General features: G+C 71.6%; 16 protein-coding genes. 3 read left to right on the top strand and 13 right to left on the bottom strand.

The genetic code is table 11. The annotated features are described in order from the left end of the window. Window positions 1-88 precede the first annotated feature (88 nt). Entirely contained in the window at window positions 89-559 is a 471-nt protein-coding gene (rpsG, locus tag BLP29_RS08985; protein WP_091061384.1) for a 30S ribosomal protein S7, read from the bottom strand. 1 nt (window position 560) lies between these two features. Next, on the bottom strand, window positions 561-935 hold the full coding sequence (gene rpsL, locus BLP29_RS08980; RefSeq protein ID WP_055764615.1) for a 30S ribosomal protein S12: 375 nt from the start codon (window positions 933-935) through the stop codon (window positions 561-563). Between the two features lie 687 nt (window positions 936-1,622). On the opposite strand from rpsL, the gene BLP29_RS08975 reads away from it, so the two are divergent. From BLP29_RS08975 to BLP29_RS08965, 3 genes are read left to right on the top strand one after another with little or no spacing between them, the layout of a single operon-like run. Continuing rightward, window positions 1,623-2,600: a chymotrypsin family serine protease gene (locus BLP29_RS08975; protein ID WP_092803250.1), complete on the top strand. Its 978-nt coding sequence runs from the start codon at window positions 1,623-1,625 to the stop codon at window positions 2,598-2,600. Between the two features lie 56 nt (window positions 2,601-2,656). Beyond that, entirely contained in the window at window positions 2,657-2,881 is a 225-nt protein-coding gene (locus tag BLP29_RS08970; protein WP_092802583.1) for a hypothetical protein, read from the top strand. A gap of 55 nt (window positions 2,882-2,936) precedes the next feature. After that, window positions 2,937-4,004, top strand: coding sequence for an LLM class F420-dependent oxidoreductase (locus tag BLP29_RS08965; protein ID WP_243469809.1), 1,068 nt, complete (start codon window positions 2,937-2,939; stop codon window positions 4,002-4,004). 63 nt (window positions 4,005-4,067) lie between these two features. Here BLP29_RS08965 and BLP29_RS08960 read toward each other — a convergent pair whose 3' ends face one another. The 11 genes from BLP29_RS08960 to BLP29_RS08910 form a co-directional block, all read right to left on the bottom strand. Continuing rightward, on the bottom strand, window positions 4,068-7,976 hold the full coding sequence (locus BLP29_RS08960; protein WP_092802580.1) for a DNA-directed RNA polymerase subunit beta': 3,909 nt from the start codon (window positions 7,974-7,976) through the stop codon (window positions 4,068-4,070). A 92-nt stretch (window positions 7,977-8,068) separates the two neighbouring features. Continuing rightward, window positions 8,069-11,566, bottom strand: coding sequence for a DNA-directed RNA polymerase subunit beta (gene rpoB, locus BLP29_RS08955; RefSeq protein ID WP_243469808.1), 3,498 nt, complete (start codon window positions 11,564-11,566; stop codon window positions 8,069-8,071). Between the two features lie 309 nt (window positions 11,567-11,875). Further along, on the bottom strand, window positions 11,876-12,838 hold the full coding sequence (locus BLP29_RS08950; RefSeq protein WP_092802577.1) for a hypothetical protein: 963 nt from the start codon (window positions 12,836-12,838) through the stop codon (window positions 11,876-11,878). Between the two features lie 7 nt (window positions 12,839-12,845). Continuing rightward, the gene (locus BLP29_RS08945; RefSeq protein ID WP_092802574.1) at window positions 12,846-13,634 is read right to left on the bottom strand and encodes a hypothetical protein; all 789 of its coding nucleotides are present in this window, start codon (window positions 13,632-13,634) and stop codon (window positions 12,846-12,848) included. Between the two features lie 118 nt (window positions 13,635-13,752). After that, window positions 13,753-15,027 (bottom strand): MCE family protein, encoded by a 1,275-nt coding sequence (locus BLP29_RS08940; protein ID WP_092802571.1) that lies wholly within the window; start codon window positions 15,025-15,027, stop codon window positions 13,753-13,755. Then, window positions 15,024-16,322 (bottom strand): MCE family protein, encoded by a 1,299-nt coding sequence (locus BLP29_RS08935; protein WP_092802568.1) that lies wholly within the window; start codon window positions 16,320-16,322, stop codon window positions 15,024-15,026. Before BLP29_RS08935 ends, BLP29_RS08940 begins: the two co-directional genes overlap by 4 nt. Beyond that, the gene (locus BLP29_RS08930) at window positions 16,319-17,557 is read right to left on the bottom strand and encodes an MCE family protein (RefSeq protein WP_092803241.1); all 1,239 of its coding nucleotides are present in this window, start codon (window positions 17,555-17,557) and stop codon (window positions 16,319-16,321) included. Before BLP29_RS08930 ends, BLP29_RS08935 begins: the two co-directional genes overlap by 4 nt. Beyond that, window positions 17,554-18,579 carry an MCE family protein gene (locus tag BLP29_RS08925; RefSeq protein ID WP_092803238.1) on the bottom strand — a complete coding sequence of 342 codons (1,026 nt, stop codon included), beginning with the start codon at window positions 18,577-18,579 and terminating at the stop codon, window positions 17,554-17,556. Before BLP29_RS08925 ends, BLP29_RS08930 begins: the two co-directional genes overlap by 4 nt. Then, entirely contained in the window at window positions 18,579-19,616 is a 1,038-nt protein-coding gene (locus BLP29_RS08920) for an MCE family protein (protein WP_165839329.1), read from the bottom strand. The genes BLP29_RS08925 and BLP29_RS08920 overlap by 1 nt, the downstream gene beginning before the upstream one ends. After that, on the bottom strand, window positions 19,613-21,061 hold the full coding sequence (locus BLP29_RS08915) for an MCE family protein (protein WP_092802565.1): 1,449 nt from the start codon (window positions 21,059-21,061) through the stop codon (window positions 19,613-19,615). The genes BLP29_RS08920 and BLP29_RS08915 overlap by 4 nt, the downstream gene beginning before the upstream one ends. Continuing rightward, on the bottom strand, window positions 21,058-21,927 hold the full coding sequence (locus BLP29_RS08910) for an MlaE family ABC transporter permease (RefSeq protein WP_207798386.1): 870 nt from the start codon (window positions 21,925-21,927) through the stop codon (window positions 21,058-21,060). Before BLP29_RS08910 ends, BLP29_RS08915 begins: the two co-directional genes overlap by 4 nt. Window position 21,928 lies beyond the last annotated feature (1 nt).

Here is a 21,928-nt window from a genome sequence, read left to right as displayed (position 1 = left end):
TTGGTTCCTGACGCGGGGCCCGGGATCGTCCGGGCGGTCGCCGCGGGTGGCGGCTGGTGGCGCTGGTGGTCTCACCAGCCGCCGGTGATCACCAGCGGTAGTGCGCGAAGGCCTTGTTCGACTCGGCCATCTTGTGCGTGTCCTCGCGGCGCTTGACCGCGGCACCGAGGCCGTTGCTGGCGTCGAGCAGCTCGTTCATCAGACGCTCGGTCATCGTCTTCTCACGACGCGACCGGGAGTACTGGATGAGCCAGCGCAGGCCGAGCGTGGTGCTGCGCGAGGCGCGCACCTCGATCGGCACCTGGTAGGTGGCACCACCGACGCGGCGGCTGCGCACCTCGAGGGCGGGCTTGACGTTGTCCAGCGCGCGCTTGAGCGTGACGACCGGGTCGGTGTCGGTCTTGGCCCGGCAGCCCTCGAGGGCGCCGTAGACGATCGCCTCGGCGACCGAGCGCTTGCCGTCGACGAGCACCTTGTTCACCAGCTGGGTCACCAGCGGCGACTGGTAGACCGGGTCGGCGACGAGCGGACGACGCGGGGCAGGTCCCTTGCGGGGCATGTCAGCTCTTCTCCTTCTTCGCGCCGTACCGGCTGCGAGCCTGCTTGCGACCGCGGACCGCCTGGGTGTCCAGGGAGCCACGGATGATCTTGTAGCGGACGCCGGGGAGGTCCTTCACGCGGCCACCGCGCACGAGCACCATCGAGTGCTCCTGCAGGTTGTGGCCGACGCCGGGGATGTACGCGGTGACCTCGACGCCACTGGTGAGCCGGACGCGAGCGACCTTGCGCAGCGCCGAGTTCGGCTTCTTCGGCGTCGTCGTGTAGACGCGCGTGCACACGCCGCGACGCTGGGGGGAACCCTTCAACGCCGGGGTCTTGGTCTTCTCGACCTTGTCCTCGCGGCCCTTGCGGACCAGCTGCTGGATCGTGGGCATGGGTGGCCTTGAACTCCTGCCTGCGCTGGGTCGTGCTCTGGATGAGTGCGTTGCTTGTGCCTGGTGGCTGTCGCCGGAGGTGCTCCGGCCCTGCTCCAGGGCCCGTCCGCACCCCGCCCCGGCCCCCGCGCTCGGGCGTGTCGCCCTTGCCGTGAACCGGTCCGCGATCGAATCGGACGTGGTCGCCCCTCGCGCGTGCCGCTGGACCGCTCACCCGGCCGGAGCCGGGCGGGACCCCCTGGCGTCCAGGCGATCCGGAGATCGGCCCGGTCACCCAGGTGCACCACGAGTGGAGCAGGCCCAGGATGAATCCTGGGCACGGCTGACCACGATACCCGGGCGGGATCACCCGGTCAAAGCCGGGTACGTCACGCCAGTGCGGGCGCCGCTCCCGCCGCGTCCACCGACCGGGGTCGGCGGGGTGCTGCGGGTGCGGGCCCGGCCATCACGAGGGGGTGCAGCACCCCCGGGCGGTGGCCGGCCGGGATCGAACCGTCGCCCATGGTACCCCGCACGTCGTCCGCGGCCCTCCCCGGCCCGGGCGCCCTCGGACGGCACCCGGGGGACGCGGTGCCGGGCCGGTGATCGGCCCGGGGTCGGTCGGTGCGGAGCCGGTGGCTGTCGGACCCTCCGCCTACGGTCGGGTACCCAGTCGTCACCCGCAGCACCGTCACCCCGGAGGCCACCGTGCACGTCGACACCGCCCGCGAGCTCAAGGCCCTGCTGTCCCGCCGGCTGTCCGAGGCACCTCCGAGCGCCGTGGTGGCCAGCGGGGCTCCGGGTGGGTGGAGCGGCATCGCCCTGGGCCTGGCCCCGGTGGCCCCGGGCCAGGTCCACCTCGCCGTCCGCCTGCTCGCCGAGGCCGACGCGGCCCTGGTCCTCGGCGCGCTCGACGACGCCGCGCGGTCCGAGGTCGACGTCCGGGTCATCGGCCCGGTCCGCCCGCAGCGCTCCCCCACCCCGGAGCAGCTCCAGCGGCGCACCCGCCCGCTGGTCCCCGGCATCTCGGTGGCGCACCCGACCGTGACGGCGGGGACCCTCGGCGGTTTCGTCACGCGACGCGACGTCGACGGTCTGCTCGTCCTGTCCAACAACCACGTGCTGGCTGCCAGCGACGCGGCGTCGGTGGGCGACCCAGTGCTGCAGCCCGGTCCGGCCGACGGCGGCACGGCTGCCGACCGCGTGGGCACCCTGACCGCCTTCGAGCGGTTCGTGGCCACCGGCAACCTGGTCGACGCAGCCGTCGCGGCCCTCGACGAGGGTGTCGCCGCCGACCCGGCCGCCTACCCCGGCGGCGCGCTGCTCGGTGCGGTGCTGCCCGCCGACGAGGTCGACCCCGACGAGCTGGTGGAGAAGGTCGGGCGGACCACCGGGCACACCCGGGGCCGGATCACGGCGGTCGAGGTCGACGGCGTCGGCGTGCAGTACGGCGAGGGCGTGGTGCACACCTTCGACGACCAGATCGAGGTCGAGGGACTGCAGGGCTCGTTCAGCGAGGGCGGCGACTCCGGCTCGGTCATCTGGCGCAGCAGCGACCGGGCTCCCCTGGGTCTGCTGTTCGCCGGCTCCTCGACGGGGGGATCGGCCGGTGGCGGGGTCACCTTCGCCAACCCCCTCGCCACCGTCCTGCGGGTGCTCGGGCTGGCCTTCGTCGCGCAGGGCTGACCACGCGGCCGTGCCCGTCGCTGGACCGGCGGCGGGCACGGGTCCACCATGGGGGCGTGACCGACCGGAGCACCGCACGCGCCGCCAAGGCGGAGCTGACCGCCCGCCTGGCCGGCGTCCCCGGCGTCTCCGGCGTCGGGCTGACCCGGCAGGACGCGGACTACGTGCTGCGCGTGGACCTGGCCGAGGCCGCCGCCGGCGCCCGCGTGCCGGGTCATGTCGACGGCGTCGCGGTGGTCACCCGGGTCATCGGCACGGTGCGGACCCTCCCCGCCACCTGAACCGGCGCCGCCCGTCCCGACCCGTGGCAAGGTGCTGCCCGACGGGGGTGTCGGCGTGGACGCCCCGGACGAGGAGGCACGCGTGCGCATCGGCATCCAGACCAGCTACGCCGGGGACTTCCGGCAGACCGCGCAGGAGATCGTCGACCTCGAGCAGGTCGGCCTCGACGTCGCGATGGTCGCCGAGGTCTACACCTTCGACGCGGTCAGCCAGCTGGGCTACCTGGCGGCGGTCACCGACCGCGTCGAGCTGATCAGCGGGATCCTGCCGATCTACAGCCGGACCCCGGCCCTGACGGCCATGACCGCCGCCGGTCTCGACCTCGTCTCCGACGGCCGCTTCACCCTGGGCCTGGGGGCGTCGGGCCCGCAGGTCGTCGAGGGCTGGCACGGGGTCCCCTACGACGCGCCGCTCGCCCGCACCCGCGAGGTCGTCGAGATCTGCCGATCGGTCTGGCGGCGGGAGCGCCTCGAGCACGCCGGGCCGAAGTACACGATCCCCCTGCCTGCCGACCAGGGCACCGGGCTGGGCAAGCCGCTCAAGCTCATCAACACACCGCTGCGCGAGCGGATCCCGGTCATGCTGGCGGCGATCGGGCCGAAGAACGTCGAGCTCGCCGCCGAGATCGCCGAGGTCTGGGAGCCCATCTTCTTCCACCCGGAGAAGGCCGCCGACGTCTGGGGCGCCCCGCTGGCCGCCGGGAAGGCCAAGCGTGACCCCGCACTGGGCGACCTGGGCGTCGTCGCCGGTGTCCCGGTGGCCATCGGGGACGACGTCGAGCACCTGCTGGAGTTCGTCAAGCACGGCGTCGCCCTGTACGTCGGCGGCATGGGCGCCAAGGGCAAGAACTTCTACAACGACCTCGCCGTGCGCTACGGGTTCGCCGACGAGGCGGCCACCATCCAGGACCTCTACCTGGCCGGCCGCAAGGACGAGGCCGCGGCCGCCGTGCCGGACGAACTGGTCCGGCAGACCTCGCTGATCGGGCCCGAGTCCTGGGTGGCCGAGCGGGTGGCCGCCTTCGCGGAGGCGGGGGTCACGACCCTCACCGCGCAGCCGCTGGACGACTCCCCCGCCGGGCGCCGCCGCACCGTCGAGGCACTGGCGCGCATCGCGCACTGAGCGCACACGCAGGAGGGCCCCGCACACCGGGTGGTGTGCGGGGCCCTCCTGTCGGTCAGCGGATCAGCTCCGCCAGTCGTACTCCTCCAGGCGCACGGCCTCGCCGCTGCCCGAGCCGAAGACGTCGGGGCTGTAGTACTGCCCGTCGTCGTAGCCGGCCATGGTGTAGACCGCGGCGCGGGCCTCCTCGGTGGGCTCGACCGTGATGTTCCGGTAGCGGCTGATGCCGGTACCGGCCGGGATCAGCTTCCCGATGATCACGTTCTCCTTGAGCCCGAGCAGGCTGTCGCTCTTGCCCTGGATCGCCGCGTCGGTGAGCACCTTGGTGGTCTCCTGGAACGAGGCCGCGGACAGCCACGACTCCGTCGCCAGCGAGGCCTTGGTGATGCCCATCAGGACCGGACGCGCCGAGGCCGGCTCGCCGCCCTCGGACACGACCCGGCGGTTCTCCGTCTCGAAGATCGTCCGCTCGATGAGCGCACCCGGCAGGAAGTCGGTGGCACCCGAGTCGATGATGGTCACCCGCTTCAGCATCTGGCGGATGATCACCTCGATGTGCTTGTCGTGGATCGACACGCCCTGGCTGCGGTAGACCTCCTGGACCTCCCGGACCAGGTGCAGCTGCACCTCGCGGGGGCCCATGATGCGCAGCACCTCGTGCGGGTCGACGGCACCCTCGGTCAGCTGCTCGCCGACCTCGACGTGCCCGCCGTCCTCCACCCGCAGGCGGGAGCGGCGCGACAGCTTCTCGTAGACCACGTCGTCGGAGCCGTCGTCCGGGGAGATGGTGAGCTTGCGGAACTGCTCGCCGTCCTCGATCGACACCGTGCCCGCGAGCTCGGCGATGGGCGCCTTGCCCTTGGGGACGCGGGCCTCGAAGAGCTCCACGATGCGGGGCAGACCGTGGGTGATGTCGTCACCGGCCACACCACCGGTGTGGAAGGTGCGCATCGTGAGCTGCGTGCCGGGCTCGCCGATGGACTGGGCGGCGATGATGCCGACCGCCTCGCCGACGTCGACCAGCTTGCCGGTGGCCAGCGAGCGGCCGTAGCAGGTGGCACAGGTGCCCAGCAGCGACTCGCAGGTGAGCACGCAGCGCACCTTGACCTCGCTGACGCCGGCGTCGACGAGCTCGGCGATGAGCACGTCGCCGAGGTCGGCCCCGGCGGTCGCGATCACCGTGCCGTCGGCGGCCTCCACGTCGGCGGCCAGGGCCCGGGCGTACACGCCGGTCTCGACGTGGGCGTCCCGGGTGACCTTGCCGTCGAGGACGGTGCCGATCGGCATGAGGACGCCGCGCTCGGTGCCGCAGTCCTCCTCGCGGATGATGACGTCCTGCGACACGTCCACCAGACGACGGGTGAGGTACCCGGAGTCGGCGGTGCGCAGCGCGGTGTCGGCCAGACCCTTGCGGGCACCGTGCGTGGAGATGAAGTACTCCAGCACGGACAGACCCTCGCGGAAGTTCGCCTTGATCGGCCGCGGGATGATCTCGCCCTTGGGGTTCGCGACGAGACCGCGCATGCCGGCGATCTGGCTGATCTGCATCATGTTGCCTCGGGCACCCGAGTTGACCATGACCCAGACCGGGTTCGTGGTGGGGAAGTTGTCCACCATCGCCTGGCTGACCTCGGCGCGGGCCCGGGTCCAGATCTCGATGAGCTCGGCACGACGCTCGGCGTCGGTGATGACGCCGCGCTCGTACTGCTTCTCGATCTTGCGGGCCTCGTCCTCGTGGCGCTCCAGGATCCCGGCCTTGGCCGGCGGGGTCACGACGTCGTCGATGGCGATCGTGATGCCCGCGCGGGTGGCCCAGTGGAAGCCGGCCGCCTTGAGCGCGTCGAGCGTCGCCGCCACCTGCACCTTGGGGTAGCGCTCGGCGAGGTCGTTGACGATCGCCCCGAGCTCCTTCTTCGGCACCTGGTAGTTGACGAAGCGGTAGTCCTCGGGCAGGGCCTCGTTGAACAGGACCCGGCCCAGCGAGGTGCTGACCAGCGCCGGCGCACCGGGCTCCCAGCCCTCGGGGGCCTCCCACGCGTCGTTCTTCGGGCCGTTGTCGACGCCGAAGACCTCGTCGAGGCGGATGAGCACGCGCTCCTGGATGCCGAGGGCACCCCGGTCGTAGGCCATGCGGGCCTCCGACGTCGACCCGAAGGCCTTGGGCAGCTCGTCCTCGCCGCGCTCGTCGGCCGCGGCCTTGAGCGTCGTGAGGTGGTAGAGCCCCAGCACCATGTCCTGGGTCGGCGCGGTGATCGGACGACCGTCGGCCGGGCTCAGGATGTTGTTCGAGCTCAGCATCAGGATGCGGGCCTCGGCCTGGGCCTCGGCCGACAGCGGCAGGTGCACCGCCATCTGGTCACCGTCGAAGTCCGCGTTGAACGCGGTGCACACGAGCGGGTGGATCTGGATGGCCTTGCCCTCGACCAGCTGGGGCTCGAAGGCCTGGATGCCCAGGCGGTGCAGCGTGGGCGCGCGGTTGAGCAGCACCGGGTGCTCGGTGATGACCTCCTCGAGCACGTCCCACACGACGGGGCGGGCGCGCTCGACCATGCGCTTGGCGCTCTTGATGTTCTGCGCGTGGTTGAGGTCGACCAGCCGCTTCATGACGAAGGGCTTGAACAGCTCCAGGGCCATCTGCTTGGGCAGACCGCACTGGTGCAGCTTCAGCTGCGGGCCGACGACGATGACCGAACGGCCGGAGTAGTCGACGCGCTTGCCCAGCAGGTTCTGGCGGAACCGGCCCTGCTTGCCCTTGAGCAGGTCGCTCAGGGACTTCAGGGGACGGTTGCCTGGACCGGTGACCGGACGGCCACGGCGACCGTTGTCGAACAACGCGTCCACGGACTCCTGGAGCATCCGCTTCTCGTTGTTGACGATGATCTCCGGGGCGCCCAGGTCGAGCAGGCGCTTGAGCCGGTTGTTCCGGTTGATCACGCGGCGGTACAGGTCGTTCATGTCCGACGTGGCGAAACGACCACCGTCGAGCTGCACCATCGGGCGCAGGTCCGGCGGGATCACCGGGACGGCGTCGAGGACCATGCCCATCGGCGAGTTCTGCGTCTGCTGGAACGCCGCGACGACCTTCAGCCGCTTGAGCGCGCGCAGCTTGCGCTGGCCCTTGCCGTTGCGGATGGTGTCGCGCAGCGACACCGACTCGGCGTCGAGGTCGAAGTCCTTGAGCAGCTTCTGCAGCGCCGCGGCGCCCATGCCGCCCTCGAAGTACTCACCGAAGCGGTCGCGCAGCTCGCGGTAGAGCCCCTCGTCGGCGATGAGCTGCTTGACGTCGAGCTTGCGGAAGGTGTCCATGACCTCGTCGAGACGGTCGATCTCGCGCTGGGCACGGTCACGCATCTGGCGCATCTCGCGCTCGCCGCCCTCGCGCACCTTGCGGCGCACGTCGGACTTGGCGCCCTCGGCCTCGAGCTCGGCGAGGTCGGCCTCCAGCTTCTGCTGGCGGCCCTCCACGTCGGCGTCGCGACGGGTCTCGAGGTTGTGCTTCTCAGCGCTGATCTCGGCCTCGATCGTCGGGAGGTCGCGGTGGCGCGCCTCGTCGTCGACGGAGGTGATCAGGTAGGCCGCGAAGTAGATGATCTTCTCGAGGTCCTTCGGCGCCAGGTCGAGCAGGTAGCCCAGCCGCGACGGCACGCCCTTGAAGAACCAGATGTGGGTGACCGGAGCAGCGAGCTCGATGTGGCCCATGCGCTCACGACGGACCTTGGCCCGGGTCACCTCGACGCCGCAGCGCTCGCAGATGATGCCCTTGAACCGGACCCGCTTGTACTTGCCGCAGTAGCACTCCCAGTCCCGGGTGGGACCGAAGATCTTCTCGCAGAAGAGGCCGTCCTTCTCCGGACGCAGCGTCCGGTAGTTGATGGTCTCGGGCTTCTTCACCTCGCCGTGGGACCACTGGCGGATGTCGTCACCGCTGGCGAGGCCGATGCGCAGTTCGTCGAAGAAGTTGACGTCGAGCAACTTGTTACCCCTTTCCGGGGCTAGTTCTTCGTTTCTTGAGTCACGAGGGGGTGGCCGGCCGGCCCCGGGTCACGGGGCCGGCCGGCGGACGATCAGACGTCCTCGACGGAGGAGGGCTCGCGGCGGCTGAGGTCGATGCCCAGCTCCTCGGCGGCCCGGAACACCTCGTCGTCGGTGTCGCGGAGCTCGATGGCCTGCCCGTCGCCGGACAGCACCTCGACGTTCAGGCACAGCGACTGCAGTTCCTTCAGCAGCACCTTGAACGACTCCGGGATGCCCGGCTCGGGGATGTTCTCGCCCTTGACGATGGCCTCGTACACCTTGACGCGGCCGAGGATGTCGTCGGACTTGATCGTCAGCAGCTCCTGCAGCGCGTACGCGGCGCCGTAGGCCTGCATGGCCCAGCACTCCATCTCGCCGAACCGCTGACCACCGAACTGCGCCTTACCACCCAGCGGCTGCTGCGTGATCATCGAGTACGGGCCGGTCGAGCGGGCGTGGATCTTGTCGTCGACCAGGTGCAGCAGCTTGAGGATGTAGACGTAGCCCACCGAGATCGGCTCGGGGAAGGGCTCGCCGGACCGGCCGTCGAACAGGCGGGCCTTGCCCGTCTCCTTGACCAGCCGCTCGCCGTCGCGGGTGAGCGTGGTCGAGCCCAGCAGGCCGACGATCTCCTCCTCGCGGGCACCGTCGAACACCGGGGTGGCCGCACGGGTGCCCGGAGCACCGCTGCGGGCACCGGCAGGCAGCTTGCGGGCCCACTCGGGGTCGCCCTCGACCTGCCAGCCCGTCTTGGCGACCCACCCGAGGTGGGTCTCCAGGACCTGGCCGACGTTCATGCGACCGGGGACACCGAGCGGGTTGAGCACGATGTCGACGGGGGTGCCGTCCTCGAGGAAGGGCATGTCCTCCTGCGGGAGGATCTTGGAGATGACGCCCTTGTTCCCGTGGCGGCCGGCCAGCTTGTCGCCGTCGCTGATCTTGCGCATCTGGGCCACGTAGACCCGGATGAGCTCGTTCACGCCGGCGGGCAGCTCGTCGCCGTCCTCGCGGGAGAAGACGCGGACGCCGATGACCTTGCCGGACTCGCCGTGCTTGACCTTCAGCGACGTGTCGCGGACCTCGCGGGCCTTCTCGCCGAAGATGGCGCGCAGCAGGCGCTCCTCGGGGGTCAGCTCGGTCTCGCCCTTGGGCGTGACCTTGCCGACGAGGATGTCGCCGGGGACGACCTCGGCACCGATGCGGATGATGCCGCGCTCGTCGAGGTCGGCGAGGACCTCCTCGGAGACGTTCGGGATGTCCCGGGTGATCTCCTCGGCGCCGAGCTTGGTGTCGCGGGCGTCGACCTCGAACTCCTCGATGTGGATCGAGGACAGGACGTCGTCCTGCACAAGGCGCTGCGACAGGATGATCGCGTCCTCGTAGTTGTGGCCCTCCCACGGCATGAAGGCCACGAGCAGGTTCTTGCCCAGCGCCATCTCACCGAGGTCGGTGCAGGGGCCGTCGGCGATGACCTGGCCGACCTCGACCCGCTGACCCTCCTCGACGACCGGGGTCTGGTTGATCGAGGTGCCCTGGTTCGAGCGGCGGAACTTCAGCAGACGGTAGGTCTGCCGGGTGCCGTCGTCGGCCATGACCGTGACGTAGTCGGCGGTCGAGTCCTCGACCACGCCGGCCTTCTCCGCTGTGACGACGTCACCGGCGTCGACGGCGGCGCGCAGCTCCATGCCGGTGCCGACCAGCGGGGCCTCGCTGCGCAGCAGCGGGACCGCCTGGCGCTGCATGTTGGCACCCATGAGCGCACGGTTGGCGTCGTCGTGCTCCAGGAACGGGATCATCGCGGTGGCGACCGAGGTCATCTGCCGCGGCGACACGTCCATGTAGTCGACGTTCTCGGGAGCGAGGTAGTCGACCTCGCCGCCCTTGGTGCGCACCAGGACGCGCTCCTCGGCCAGGCGACCCTTCGCGTCGAGCGGGCTGTTGGCCTGCGCGACGACGAAGCGGTCCTCCTCGTCGGCGGTGAGGTAGTCGATCTGGTCGGTGACGGTGCCGTTCTCGACCTTGCGGTACGGGGTCTCGATGAACCCGAACGCGTTGACGCGGCCGAAGGAGGACAGCGACCCGATCAGGCCGATGTTCGGGCCTTCCGGGGTCTCGATCGGGCACATGCGGCCGTAGTGGCTGGGGTGCACGTCGCGCACCTCCATGCCGGCGCGCTCACGGGACAGACCACCGGGACCCAGCGCCGACAGGCGGCGCTTGTGGGTCAGGCCCGCGAGCGGGTTGGTCTGGTCCATGAACTGCGACAGCTGGCTGGTGCCGAAGAACTCCTTGATGGAGGCGACGACCGGCCGGATGTTGATCAGGGTCTGCGGCGTGATCGCCTCGACGTCCTGGGTGGTCATCCGCTCGCGGACGACGCGCTCCATGCGGGACAGGCCGACCCGGATCTGGTTCTGGATCAGCTCGCCCACCGTGCGCAGGCGCCGGTTGCCGAAGTGGTCGATGTCGTCGACGCCGTGGTCGGGCTCGCCGGCGTGCAGCTTCACGACGTACTCGATCGTGGCGACGATGTCGGCCTCGGTCAGCGTCTGCGTGGGCTGCGGGACCTCGACGCCCAGCTTCTTGTTGACCTTGTAGCGGCCGACGCGGGCCAGGTCGTAGCGCTTGGGGTTGAAGAACAGGTTCTCCAGCAGCGCCTGGGCCGACTCGCGCGTCGGGGGCTCGCCCGGACGCAGCTTGCGGTAGATGTCGAGCAGGGCCTCGTCCTGGCCGGCGATGTGGTCCTTCTCGAGGGTGGCCAGCATCGTGGGCGACCACTGGAAGTGCTCGCGGATGCGGTCCTCGGTCCAGCCCAGCGCCTTGAGCAGCACGGAGACCGGCTGACGGCGCTTGCGGTCGATGCGGACGCCGACGGTGTCGCGCTTGTCGACGTCGAACTCCAGCCACGCACCGCGGCTGGGGATGACCTTGGCGGAGAAGACGTCCTTGTCGCTGGTCTTGTCCAGGGTCTTGTCGAAGTAGACGCCCGGGGAACGGACCAGCTGCGAGACGACCACGCGCTCGGTCCCGTTGATGACGAAGGTGCCCTTCTTCGTCATGATCGGGAAGTCGCCCATGAACACCGTCTGGCTCTTGATCTCGCCAGTGGTGTTGTTCATGAACTCGGCGGTGACGAACAGCGGCGCCGCGTAGGTCATGTCCTTGTCCTTGCACTCCTCGAGGGACGCCTTGACGTCCTCGAAGCGCGGGTTGGAGAAGGACAGCGACATCGAGCCGCTGAAGTCCTCGATCGGGGAGATCTCCTCGAGGATGTCGGCCAGGCCGCCCACGGCGGTCTCGGCCTCCTCGGGGGACAGCGTCGCCTTCCACTCGGGGCTGCCCACGAGCCAGTCGAAGGACGCCGTCTGCAGGGCCAGCAGATCCGGCACCTCGAGGGGCTCGTGGATCTTGGCGAAGGAGACGCGCAGGGGCGCGCCGGGGATCTTCTGCGCGGCGGTACCGGCGGTGTGCGCGCTGTTCTGGGGGTCGTCCGGGATGATCTGCTCGGTGCTGGTGGTGTCCGTGCTGGTGCTGCTGGAGCCTGCCAAGATGCGTCCTTCCAAGGACCTCACGACGTGCGGGCGGTCGGTGCGGGTCGTCGTCGGCGGTGTCGGCGCTGCGACTTCGACGGCCGATGGTCACCCGTTCGTCGTGGTCAGCGAAGAGGTGGCCCGTCGTGTTCCCGGGGCACCTCTGGTGACCCGGCTCGGCGGGCAGGCAGTCAGAGGGCAGCGCAACAGGAGACCCTACCCGCATACGGGACAGATGTCCACGTCGGGGTCGGAGGGCTCAGCGGCTCCGGCGGAGATGATGCCAGCGACGCGGCCCGGGCGACAGCCGGGCGCGCCGGTGCCGGCTCAGCTGCTGGTCAGGAGCGTGAGCTCGCTGATCTTCCAGCCGTCGTCGGTGTCGGTCACGGTCACCCGCACCGTCTGCGTGCACGACTGCGCGCCGTCGTCGGTGACGGTGCACTCCGACCCGGTCGGCGCGGCCTGGTTCCCCGAGTTGACCGAGGTCACCACGTACTGGCCGAACACGACGAGCGTGGCCTGGTCCTGCGACTCGTTCACCTGCTGCAGGCCCACCTCGAGCACGTCGTAGCTCGTGGTCGCCGACACCTGCTGGTAGGTGTCGATGATGCCGCCGGAGGAGAGGTCGGTCTCGTACTGATCGCGCAGGTCACCGGTGAGCGCGTCGAGCTTGCGCTGCACGCTGCCGTCGGAGTCCTGGTAGTCGTAGGCGTAGACGGCCTGCACGCCCTCCTCCGCGGCGGTGAAGATCGTCGGGTCGACCGTGCTGGGGTGCAGCCGCTCCCACAGCAGCCAGCCTCCGCCGGCGGCCGCGAGCACGCACAGCACCGCCAGGACCAGGGCCACGGTGCGGCTGCCGGCCGGGGCCGTGCGGGTGCCGGTCGCGGCCGTGCGGCTGCCCGTCGTCGTCGGGCTGCGCCTCCCCGTGCGGCCGGCCGGGGCCGTGTCGTCGTCCCGGCGGCGCAGGCGCCCCAGCCCTCGGCGGCCGGGCCGCTCGGAGGCCGGCTCGGGTGCGGGCTCGGCCGCCCGACCGCGCGGGCGGGAGGCGGGCCGGGGCGCCGGTGCGGCCTCGGCCCGGGGACGCGGGGCGGGACGGCGGCGGGGTGCGGCGGCCTCCCCCTCGGCCGACGGCGTCGCCGGGACGTCGTCGTCGGCGCGGCGGCTCCCGGCGACGCGGGGCCGCGGCGAGGGCCTGCCGCCGCCCGTGCGGGGCCGCGGCGTGGGGCGCGGGCGGGGACGGGCGGAGTCCTCGCCCGGCCCGTCGTCGCCGGTGCGGTCCTGGTCGGTCACGGCCGGGTCACCGTCCTGAGATCCCGGACAGCAGCCAGCGGCCGTCCTCCTGGGTGAGGTCCACCTCGATGCGGTAGCGCTGCACCTGCGCCTGCTGGGAGGCGCTGCTGGTCTGGGTGGACTGGATGACCATGTAGACCGTCGCCGAGCCGTCGCCGGCGGCACCCACGGCGGCCCCGACGACCTCGGTGTTCACCACGGCCTGGGCGGTGGTGATGTCCTGCCGCCGGCTGTTGAGCTGGTCGACGGACTCGCTCCTCAGGTCGCCGGTGGTCACCGCCTCGATCTGGGTGATGTCGTCGTCGAGGGTGAGGTAGTCGAAGGAGGCCACGTCGACGATGCCCGACCGGGCGGCCTGCAGTGCGTCCACGTAGTCGTCGGTGGAGACCGACGACGTCCCCGGCCGGGTCACCAGGAGGTAACCGGTGCCGGCGAGCAGCAGCACCAGGAGGGCGCCGAGGACGGGCACGAGCGGCAGCACCGCCCGGGACCGCCGGGCGTCCTCGTCCCCGGCACCGCCGTCCCCGGCACCGTCGCCACCGTCGCCGTCCTCGTCCGCGACCCGGCGCCTCCGCCTGCTGCCGCGGGGGCGGTCCGCGCCCGCCGCACCCTCGTCCGCGGCCTCGTCCGTGCCCCCGTCCGTGCTCTCGTCGGCGCCCGTGTCGGCGCTGCGGTCCGTGCTCCCGCTCGGGGTGACGGCCTGGTCGGCGGTCTCGTCGACGGCGAGCGCGGTGCCGGAGGTCTCCGGCTCTGCGGGGTCGGGGTCGCGGGGAGCCCCCCGGGTCTCGTCGGTCACGGTGCGCTCCTCTCGTGGGACGGCGTGGACGGCGGGTCCGTCCGGTCAGGGTGGTGGGTCGGGCGCACTGCGTGGGGCAGGTCACCGTAGCGGTCGGGCCCGGCAGGTCGCCCGGGGGTCAGCCGCCGGTGGTGGCGAACGGTGAGGCGCTCAGCAGCCCGCTGAGGACCTCGCTCAGGATGCCGGCCGCGGTGGTGCCGCTCGAGGCGGCGCCGCCCCCGGGCCCCGGGGATGCCTGCCCCCCGGAACCGCCGATGTTCTGCTCGCCGCGGATGTTCGAGCCGGTCTCGTCGACGCCGTCCGAGGGATCCGGGTCCACGCCGCCGACCACGTCGCAGCGCACCTGGGTGGTGTCGACCGCGGCGACGGCCTCCGGGGAGGGGGTGGACCCGGTGCCCACGTACCCGGTGGTGCAGGACCGCGGGTCCCCGACGTTGGGCACGAACCCGAAGTGCACGCGCATCTGGCCGTCGGGGTCCCGGCGCACCACGCTGAACCCGCCCGTGACCACCTCGGGGTAGGTGACCAGCAGCTGCTCGACGCCGTCCAGCCGGGGTGTGGTGACGTCGTTGAGCACGTCGAGGTTGCGCACCAGCGAGCTGAGCCCGGGTCCGGCGTCCTCCACCAGCTGCTGCAGCGCCGCACCCGCGTCGGGGGCGTTGATCACGAGGCTGCGCAGGTCGGGGTCGCTGCTGACCAGGGTGTCGGACACCAGTCGGAGGTCGGCTGCCCACTGCTGGATGGCCGACCGCGACTCCGCCTGGGTCTGCAGGACGGTCTGGCCGTCGGTGATGAGCTGCAGGGTCTGGGGCAGCGACTGCTCGGCACGGGTGAGCAGCAGGTTGCCGTTGTCGATCAGCCGGGCCAGGTCGTCGCCCGCGCCGTCGAAGGCCGTGCCCAGCTCGTCGACGACGATGCGCAGGTTCTCGGTGTCGATCGACCCGACGAGGCCGTCGACGTCCTGCAGCAGCTGCTCCACCGGGATGGGGATCGACGTGCGGTCGACCGGGATCACCGAGCCGTCGTCCAGGAAGGGGCCGTCGGCGGTGTCCGGTCGCAGGTCGACGTACTGCTCCCCCACCGCGCTGCGGTTGGCTACGGCTGCCGCGGCCGAGGCGGGGATCGGCGGGGCGTCGGGGTCGATGGTCAGCTCGACCTCGACGCCGTCGTCGGTGAGCCGCATGTCGCTCACGCGGCCGACCGCCACCCCCCGGTAGGTGACCTCGGCGTTGACGAAGATGCCGCCGGAGTCGGAGAACTCGGCTGCCACCTGGTAGCCCCCGCCGAACAGCAACCGGTCCAGGCCGACGTAGCGGAAGCCGACGTAGCTCATGCCCAGCAGCGCCACCAGGGCGAAGGCCAGCAGCTGCAGGCGGGTGGTGCGCGTGATCACGGCGTCGCCCCCGTCGTCAGGCCCGGGATCGCGGGCAGGCCGAGCAGGCCGCTGCCACCACCGGTCGCCGGGGCGCCCGGGACCAGGGCGGTGAGGTCGGGCAGCGTCGGCAGGGTGAAGCCCGGCCCGGCCGTCGTCGTGGACGTCGTCCCCGCGGCCCCGTCCTGCCGGGTGGGCTGGCCGTTGCCCGGGCTGCCGGGCTGCCCGCAGCTGCCGCCGGTGAGCTCCTCGGGGTCGACCAGCTGCAGGGCCCCGGTGGTCTGGTCGACCACGTAGCGGCAGAACAGCTGGCGCAGGTCGAGGTTGAGGTCGGCGGTCATGTTGGTGAACAGGGCGTACCCCCCGGTGCGCTGGTCGGCCCGGTACTGCAGGGCGGTCAGGGAGCTGGCCGGGAAGGGGTAGGTCAGCAGGAGGTCCAGGGACCCGGCCAGGTTCGGCCCGGCGGCCGCCAGCTGGCTGAGGATGGGCTGCAGGTCCTGGAGGTTGGCCACCGTGTCGGCGCCGGTCTCGTTGATCACCCGGGTGCCGACGTCGCCGAGCTGGCCCAGAGACTGCAGCATCGACACCAGCAGACCGCGCTGGTCCTCCAGCACCGCCAGGCCCGGGCCGATGGTGTCCAGCGCGGTCGTGATCGTGCCGGTGCCCGCCGACAGCGTGGCGGCCAGTGCGTTCACGCTGTCCAGCGCGCGGTTGATCTCCTCGCGCTGGACGTCGAGCCCGCCGATGAAGGTGTCGAGCTGGTCGAGGGTGTTGCGGACGGCGTCGGTGCGGCCCTCCAGCGCCTGACCGAGCTCGGAGGTGATGGTCTGCAGCTGGGTGAGGCCACCGCCGTTGAGCACCAGCGAGAGGGCGCCGAGCACCTCCTCGACCTCGACGTTGCGGTTGGTGCGGTCCAGGGTGATGAGCGAGCCGTCGCCGAGCTCGCCGGTGGGTTCCTCGCTGCCGGGTGCGGCGAGCTCGACGTACTTCTCGCCCAGCAGCGAGGACTGCTGGATCATCGCGACCGCGTTGGCCGGCAGCTCGACGTCGCGGTTGACCTCCACCGTCACGACCGCCGTCCAGTCGTCGCCCAGCTGCACGTCGGTCACCTTGCCGACCGGGACGTCGGCCACCCGGACGCCGGACTGCGGCACCAGGTCCAGGACGTCGGCGAACTGGATCTGCACCGAGTACGGGTCGTCACCGACGTCGGCGCCGCCGGGCAGGTCGATGGAGTAGGCACCGCGGAAGCCGCAGCCGCTCAGCAGGAGGGCGGCCGACACGAGGGCGGCGGCCCGTCGGGTGGAGGAGGTCACGAGCCGGCTCCCGGGATCGAGGGCAGGCCGGGCAGCAGGGTGGCGCCGGCCTGCCCGCTCGAGGGCGAGAAGATGGCGGTCAGCAGCTCCTGGAGGTCCGGGACGCCGTTGCCGTTGAGGTCCTGCAGCGACCCGCTGTTGGTCGGGTCGCCCGACAGCAGCCGGCCGCAGATCTGGTCGATGGGCGGCAGGTCCAGGAACGCCGTGAGGTCGGACAGGTCCACCCCGCCCAGCTGCAACCGGCCGGTCTGACCCAGCAGCTGGCACACCACGACGTCGGCGTCCTGGCTGCCGAGGGAGTTGTCGCGGGTGTCGAGGGTGCCGTAGTCGGGGTTGTAGGCGTGGGCCACGTTGCCGATGGCCGCCGGCGCCACGTCGAGCACCTGGGCCAGCGCCGAGCGCTGCTGCACCAGGGTGAGGGTGACGGCGGCCAGCCGGTCGACGTTCTGGCTCAGCAGGGCGGTGTTCTGCTGCACGAACGTGGCCACCTGCCCCAGTGCGGAGGTGAGCGCGGAGATGGCTGCCGCGAGGTCCTCGCGCTCGCCGGCCAGCTGGTCGGCGACCGCGGCCAGGTTGCTGTTGAACTGGCCGACCTGGGCGTCGACGGTCGCCAGGGCGCTGGTGAAGGTCTGCAGGTTGTCCACCGAGGCGAACAGGTCGTCGCGGTTGTCGGCGAGCGTGCGCACGGCCTGGGAGAACCCGGTGAGCGTGGAGTTCAGCGCCGCCCCGTTGCCGTCGAGGTTGGCCGCCGCGGTGTCGACGAGGTCCGACAGCGCCCCGTCGCTGTTGACCCCCGTGGGGCCCAGCGCCACGGAGAGGTCGTCGAGCGCGCCGTAGACCTGGTCGAGCTCGACCGGGGTGGCGGTGCGCTCGAGCGGGACCTCGGCACCGTCGGTCATCCGGTCCCCGCCGCTGTAGACCGGGGCGAACTGCACGTAGCGGTCGGCCACCAGCGACGGGGCGAGGATGACGGCGGCGGCGTCGGCGGGGATCGCGTACTCGTCGTCGACGAGCATGTCGACCCGCACGCGGTCGCCCATCGGCACGACGCCGGTGATCTCGCCGACGTCGATGCCCAGCACGCGGACGCTGGAGCCGGTGTAGAGCCCGACGGTCTGGTCGAACCAGGCGGTCACCCGGATCTGCCCGGCCGGGCGCAGCACGGTCCACCCCAGGGCGCCCACGAGCACGAGGGCGGCGGCCAGCGCGACCCACCGCTGCATGCGGGCGGTCACGGCGAGCACCCCACGAGACCCCCGGTGCTCCCGGCCACCGTGCCGCACAGCACGCCGCCGACGACCCCGGGGATGAGGTTGTCCACGAAGCTGTCGAACCACCGGCCGTTGCCGAGCGTGTTGGTGAAGACCGTCACGAAGGGCGCCAGGTTGGCCACCGTGTCCCCCAGGTTCTGCCGGTTGCGCTCGAGGATGTCGGTGACGGTGGACAGCTGCGCCAGGGCGGGGGTCAGCGCGGCGGTGTTGTCCTGCACCAGTCCGGCCAGCTGCGCCGAGAGCGTCTGGGTCGACGTGAGGATGGAGTCGATGAGCTGGCGGCGCTCCTGCACCTCGGTGAGCAGGGTGTTGGAGTCGACGATCAGCTGGGTGAACTCGCCGTTGCGGTCGGCCAGCACCTGGGTCACGTCCCGGGTGGCGCTGAGCAGCTGCTGCAGCTGGGCGTCGCGGCTGGCGATCGTGCTGGACAGCCGCGACAGGCCGTCGAGGGAGGTGCGCACCTCGTCGGGGGTGTCGGCGAAGGTCTCGCTGAGCACCTCGAAGGACTGCGCCAGCTGCGTGGTGTCGATGGAGTCGACCGTCTGCGCCAGCCCGTTGAAGGCCTGGACGACGTCGTAGGGCGAGGCGGTGCGGTCCAGCGGGATCCGGTCGTCGGGGTCCAGTGCGGTCTCCCCGCGCGGCACCAGGGCCAGGTACTTGGCGCCCAGCACGGTCTCGATCTTGATCGCGGCCTCGCTGCGGTCGCCGACGAACGCGTCGCGCACCCGGAACTGCACGGTGACCGCGCCGTCCTCCAGCTGGAGGCTCTCGACCTGCCCGACCTTGACCCCGGCCACCCGCACCGGGTCGTCGGCGCGCAGGCCGGCGGCCTCGCTGAACTGGGCGGTGTAGACGGTGCCGCCGCCGATGAGCGGGAGCGACTGGGCGTTGAAGGCCAGCAGCACCAGCAGGGCGATGACCGACAGGCTGACCGCGCCGATGGTGACCGGGTTGCGGTCGCGGAACGGCTTGGACTCGCGCGCCATCAGCTGCACCCCGCCGACCCGTTGGCCGCCCCGCCGGGCGGGAGCTGGGTCTGGCCGACGACGGGCAGGGTGACCAGACCCGAGGCCGAGCAGAGGTAGAAGTTGAACCAGCTGCCGTTGATCGCGGTGCGGGTGAGCAGGTCGACCTTGGTGGGGGCCAGCTGCAGGAACTGCTCGAGCTGGTCGCCGGTGTCGGCCAGGTTGGTCGACAACTGGCCCAGGGCGGTGATGTCGGCAGCCAGCGGGGGCCGGGCGTCGCTGAGGAACTGCGAGGTGGTCTGCGCCAGGGTGTCGATCGTCTGCAGGGAGTCGAAGATCGCGTCCCGGTCGGTGGCCAGGCCGGACACGAACTGCTGCAGGGACACGACGAGGTCGCTGAGCTGCTGGTCGCGCGCGGCGACGGTGCCGACGACGGTGGTGAGGTTGTCGATCACGCTGCCGATCACCTGGTCCTTGTCCGCCAGCGAGTTGGTGAGCGACCCGACGTGGGCCAGCAGGCTCTGCACCGTGCCGCCCTCGCCCTGGAACACCTGGATGAGCTCGTAGGACAGCCGGTTGACGTCGTCGGGGCTCAACGCCTGGAACAGCGGCTGGAACCCGCCGAAGAGCACGGTCAGGTCGAGCGCCGGTTCGGTCTGGGCCAGGGGGACGACGTCGCCGGCCGCCAGGGTGGCGCCGCCGGAACCGGCCCCCTCGGTCAGCGCGACGTAGCGCTGACCGACCAGGTTGCGGTAGCGGATGGTCGCCTCGACCGAGGTGGGCAGGGCGACGTCGGAGGAGACCTCGAACCCGATCTCGGCGGTCGGCGAGTCCTGGTCGTCGCTGAGACCGATGGAGGTCACCTGGCCGACGCGCACACCGGCGATGCGCACCTCGTCGCCCTCGACGAGGCCGGCGACGTCGGTGAACTGGGCGCGGTAGCCGGTCTGGTCGCCGTACCCGGCGTTGGTGATCGTGGCCAGCAGGACGTAGCTGGCCAGGATCGTGACCATCGCGAAGACGACCAGCTTGACGATCGGTGCGGTCAGGCCCCTCACGGCACCATCACCTGCGTCCCGCGCAGCAGCGGAGCCAGGCTCGAGGCCGCGAGGTCGGAGATCCGTGCGGGGTCGACCCCGGTCTGGTAGCCCAGCAGCGAGCGCACGAAGTCCAGCTCCGCCGACGAACCGGCCAGGCTGCCGGCCCCGTCGGCGCCGGAGAGCCCGCCGTCGGTGAGCCCGCGGGGGAACGCCGACGCCAGGGAGAGGTCCGTGCCCACCCCGGTGCCGTCGCGTCCGGTGCGGGGGTCCTCGAACGGGATGTCGGTCGGGCTGGTGCCGCCCAGGCAGACGGGGTTGCCCGACACCGGGTTGTCCTGGGAGTCCACGCCGTCCAGCGGCGGGACGGGGCAGTAGAACTCGCCCTGGGCGGCGGCGGCCATGACCCCGTCGATGTCGTTCAACCCCCGGCAGTCGGGTCCGGACACGTCGTCGTACGCCGGCTGGTCGCCCGGGACGTACGGGTTGCGCGGCGGCAGCGTGACGGTGAGGTTCAGGTTCAGCGCGGGGTCGCCGTCGCCGCCGAAGGCCTCCGTGATCATCGGGTTGAACCGCGTCAGACCGTCCAGCAGGCAGGGGTACTCCGGGGAGTAGCGGGCCAGCAGCGAGAGCACCGGGCGCGAGCCCTGGGCGAGCTGGATGAGCGCACCCTCGTTCTCCTGCAGGAACCCCGCGGCCGTCTGCGCGGAGGAGCCGACCACGGTGAACGTGCGCCGCAGCTGCTCGGACTGGTCGACCACGGTGGACGCCGTGACCGACAGGTTGTCCAGCACCGCGAGGACGTCGGGGGCGGCCGCGTCGTAGGTGTCGGCGACGTCGGCCAGCAGCGAGACGTCGGCCTGCAGCTCGGGCAGCACGGTGTTGAGCTGGCCGACGTAGGTGCCGGTGTCGGCCAGGTTCTCCCCCAGGGCCTCGCCCCGGCCGCGCAGGGCATCGGCCACCGCACCGAGGGTGTTGGACAGGTCCGCCGGGTCGACGGCCTGCAGCAGCGGGAGCAGGTCGTCGATCACCCGCTCGAGCTCGATGGCGTTCTCGCTGCGGTCCTGCGGGATGACGTCGCCGGCCGCCAGCCGGTCGGGGCTCGGGTCGTCGGGGATGACCAGCGAGACGAACCGCTCGCCGAAGAGGGTCTTGGGCAGCAGCCGGGCATTGACGTCGGCCGGGATCTCGGCCAGGTGCTCGGGCTCGATGGCCAGCTCGATGGTCGCGCCGTCGCCGGTGGACTCGACCGAGCGGACCTCGCCCACGATCACCCCGCGCACCTTGACGTCGCTGGCCCTCTGCAGCTGGTTGCCGACCGTGTCGGTCTGCAGCTGCACGACCACCGCGTCGCTGAACGCCTTCTGGTAGGTGGCCACCGCGAGGCCGAGGAGCAGGACGATGACCACGAGGAAGGCCAACCCCTGCAACCGCTGCACCACCACCGCACCCTTGCCGCGGCTCATCCTGCGATCCTCACCGTCGTCGTCGAGCCCCAGATGGCCAGGGACAGGAACAGGTCGATCACCATCACGGCCACGATCGAGAAGCGCACCGCGCGGCCCACGGCGAGCCCGACGCCGGCCGGACCGCCGCCGGCCCGGTACCCGTAGTAGCAGTGCGACAGGATGATCACGACGCTGAAGACAAGCACCTTGACGAAGGACCACAGCACGTCCTGCGGCGGCAGGAACAGGTTGAAGTAGTGGTCGTAGGTGCCCGCCGACTGGCCGTACACCGTGGTGGTGATGGTGCGGGTCGCGAAGTAGCTGGTCAGCAACCCGATGACGTAGAGCGGGATGACCGCGACGAAGCCCGCGACGATGCGCGTGGTGACCAGGAACGGCAGCGAGGGCACGCCCATGACCTCGAGGGCGTCGATCTCCTCGTTGATCCGCATGGCGCCGATCTGCGCGGTGAAGCCGCAGCCGACGGTGGCCGACAGGGCCAGACCGGCGACCAGCGGGGCGATCTCGCGGGTGTTGAAGTAGGCGGAGAGGAACCCGGTGAACGCCGAGGTGCCCAGCTGGTCCAGCGCCTGGTAGCCCTGCAGGCCGACCTCGGTGCCGGTGAAGAACGACAGGAACGCGATGACGCCGACGGTGCCGCCGACGACGGCCAGCGCGCCGGTGCCGAAGCTGACCTCGGCCAGCAGGCGGAACGTCTCGCGCTTGTAGCGCTTGAGGGTGCGCGGGGTCCAGCCCAGCGCGCGGCCGTAGAAGCTGACCTGGTCGCCGAGGTCCTCCAGCGTCGTCATCGGGCGCCGGTAGACCGTGCGCACGATGCGGCGGGTGCGCACCTTGACCCGGTCGACGGGTGAGAGCAGGGCCATC

This window comes from Klenkia marina, from assembly GCF_900101025.1.
GTDB lineage: Bacteria > Actinomycetota > Actinomycetes > Mycobacteriales > Geodermatophilaceae > Klenkia > Klenkia marina.
The sequence above is the reverse complement of the archived record's forward strand: the minus strand, read 5'-3'. Positions and strand labels throughout refer to the sequence as shown.

Coding starts and splice junctions, on each gene's coding strand:
- rpsG (WP_091061384.1), bottom strand. CDS start 559: ATGCCCCGCAAGGGACCTGCCCCGCGTCGTCCGCTCGTCGCCGACCCG.
- rpsL (WP_055764615.1), bottom strand. CDS start 935: ATGCCCACGATCCAGCAGCTGGTCCGCAAGGGCCGCGAGGACAAGGTC.
- BLP29_RS08925 (WP_092803238.1), bottom strand. CDS start 18,579: ATGGCGCGCGAGTCCAAGCCGTTCCGCGACCGCAACCCGGTCACCATC.
- BLP29_RS08915 (WP_092802565.1), bottom strand. CDS start 21,061: ATGAGCCGCGGCAAGGGTGCGGTGGTGGTGCAGCGGTTGCAGGGGTTG.
- BLP29_RS08910 (WP_207798386.1), bottom strand. CDS start 21,927: ATGGCCCTGCTCTCACCCGTCGACCGGGTCAAGGTGCGCACCCGCCGC.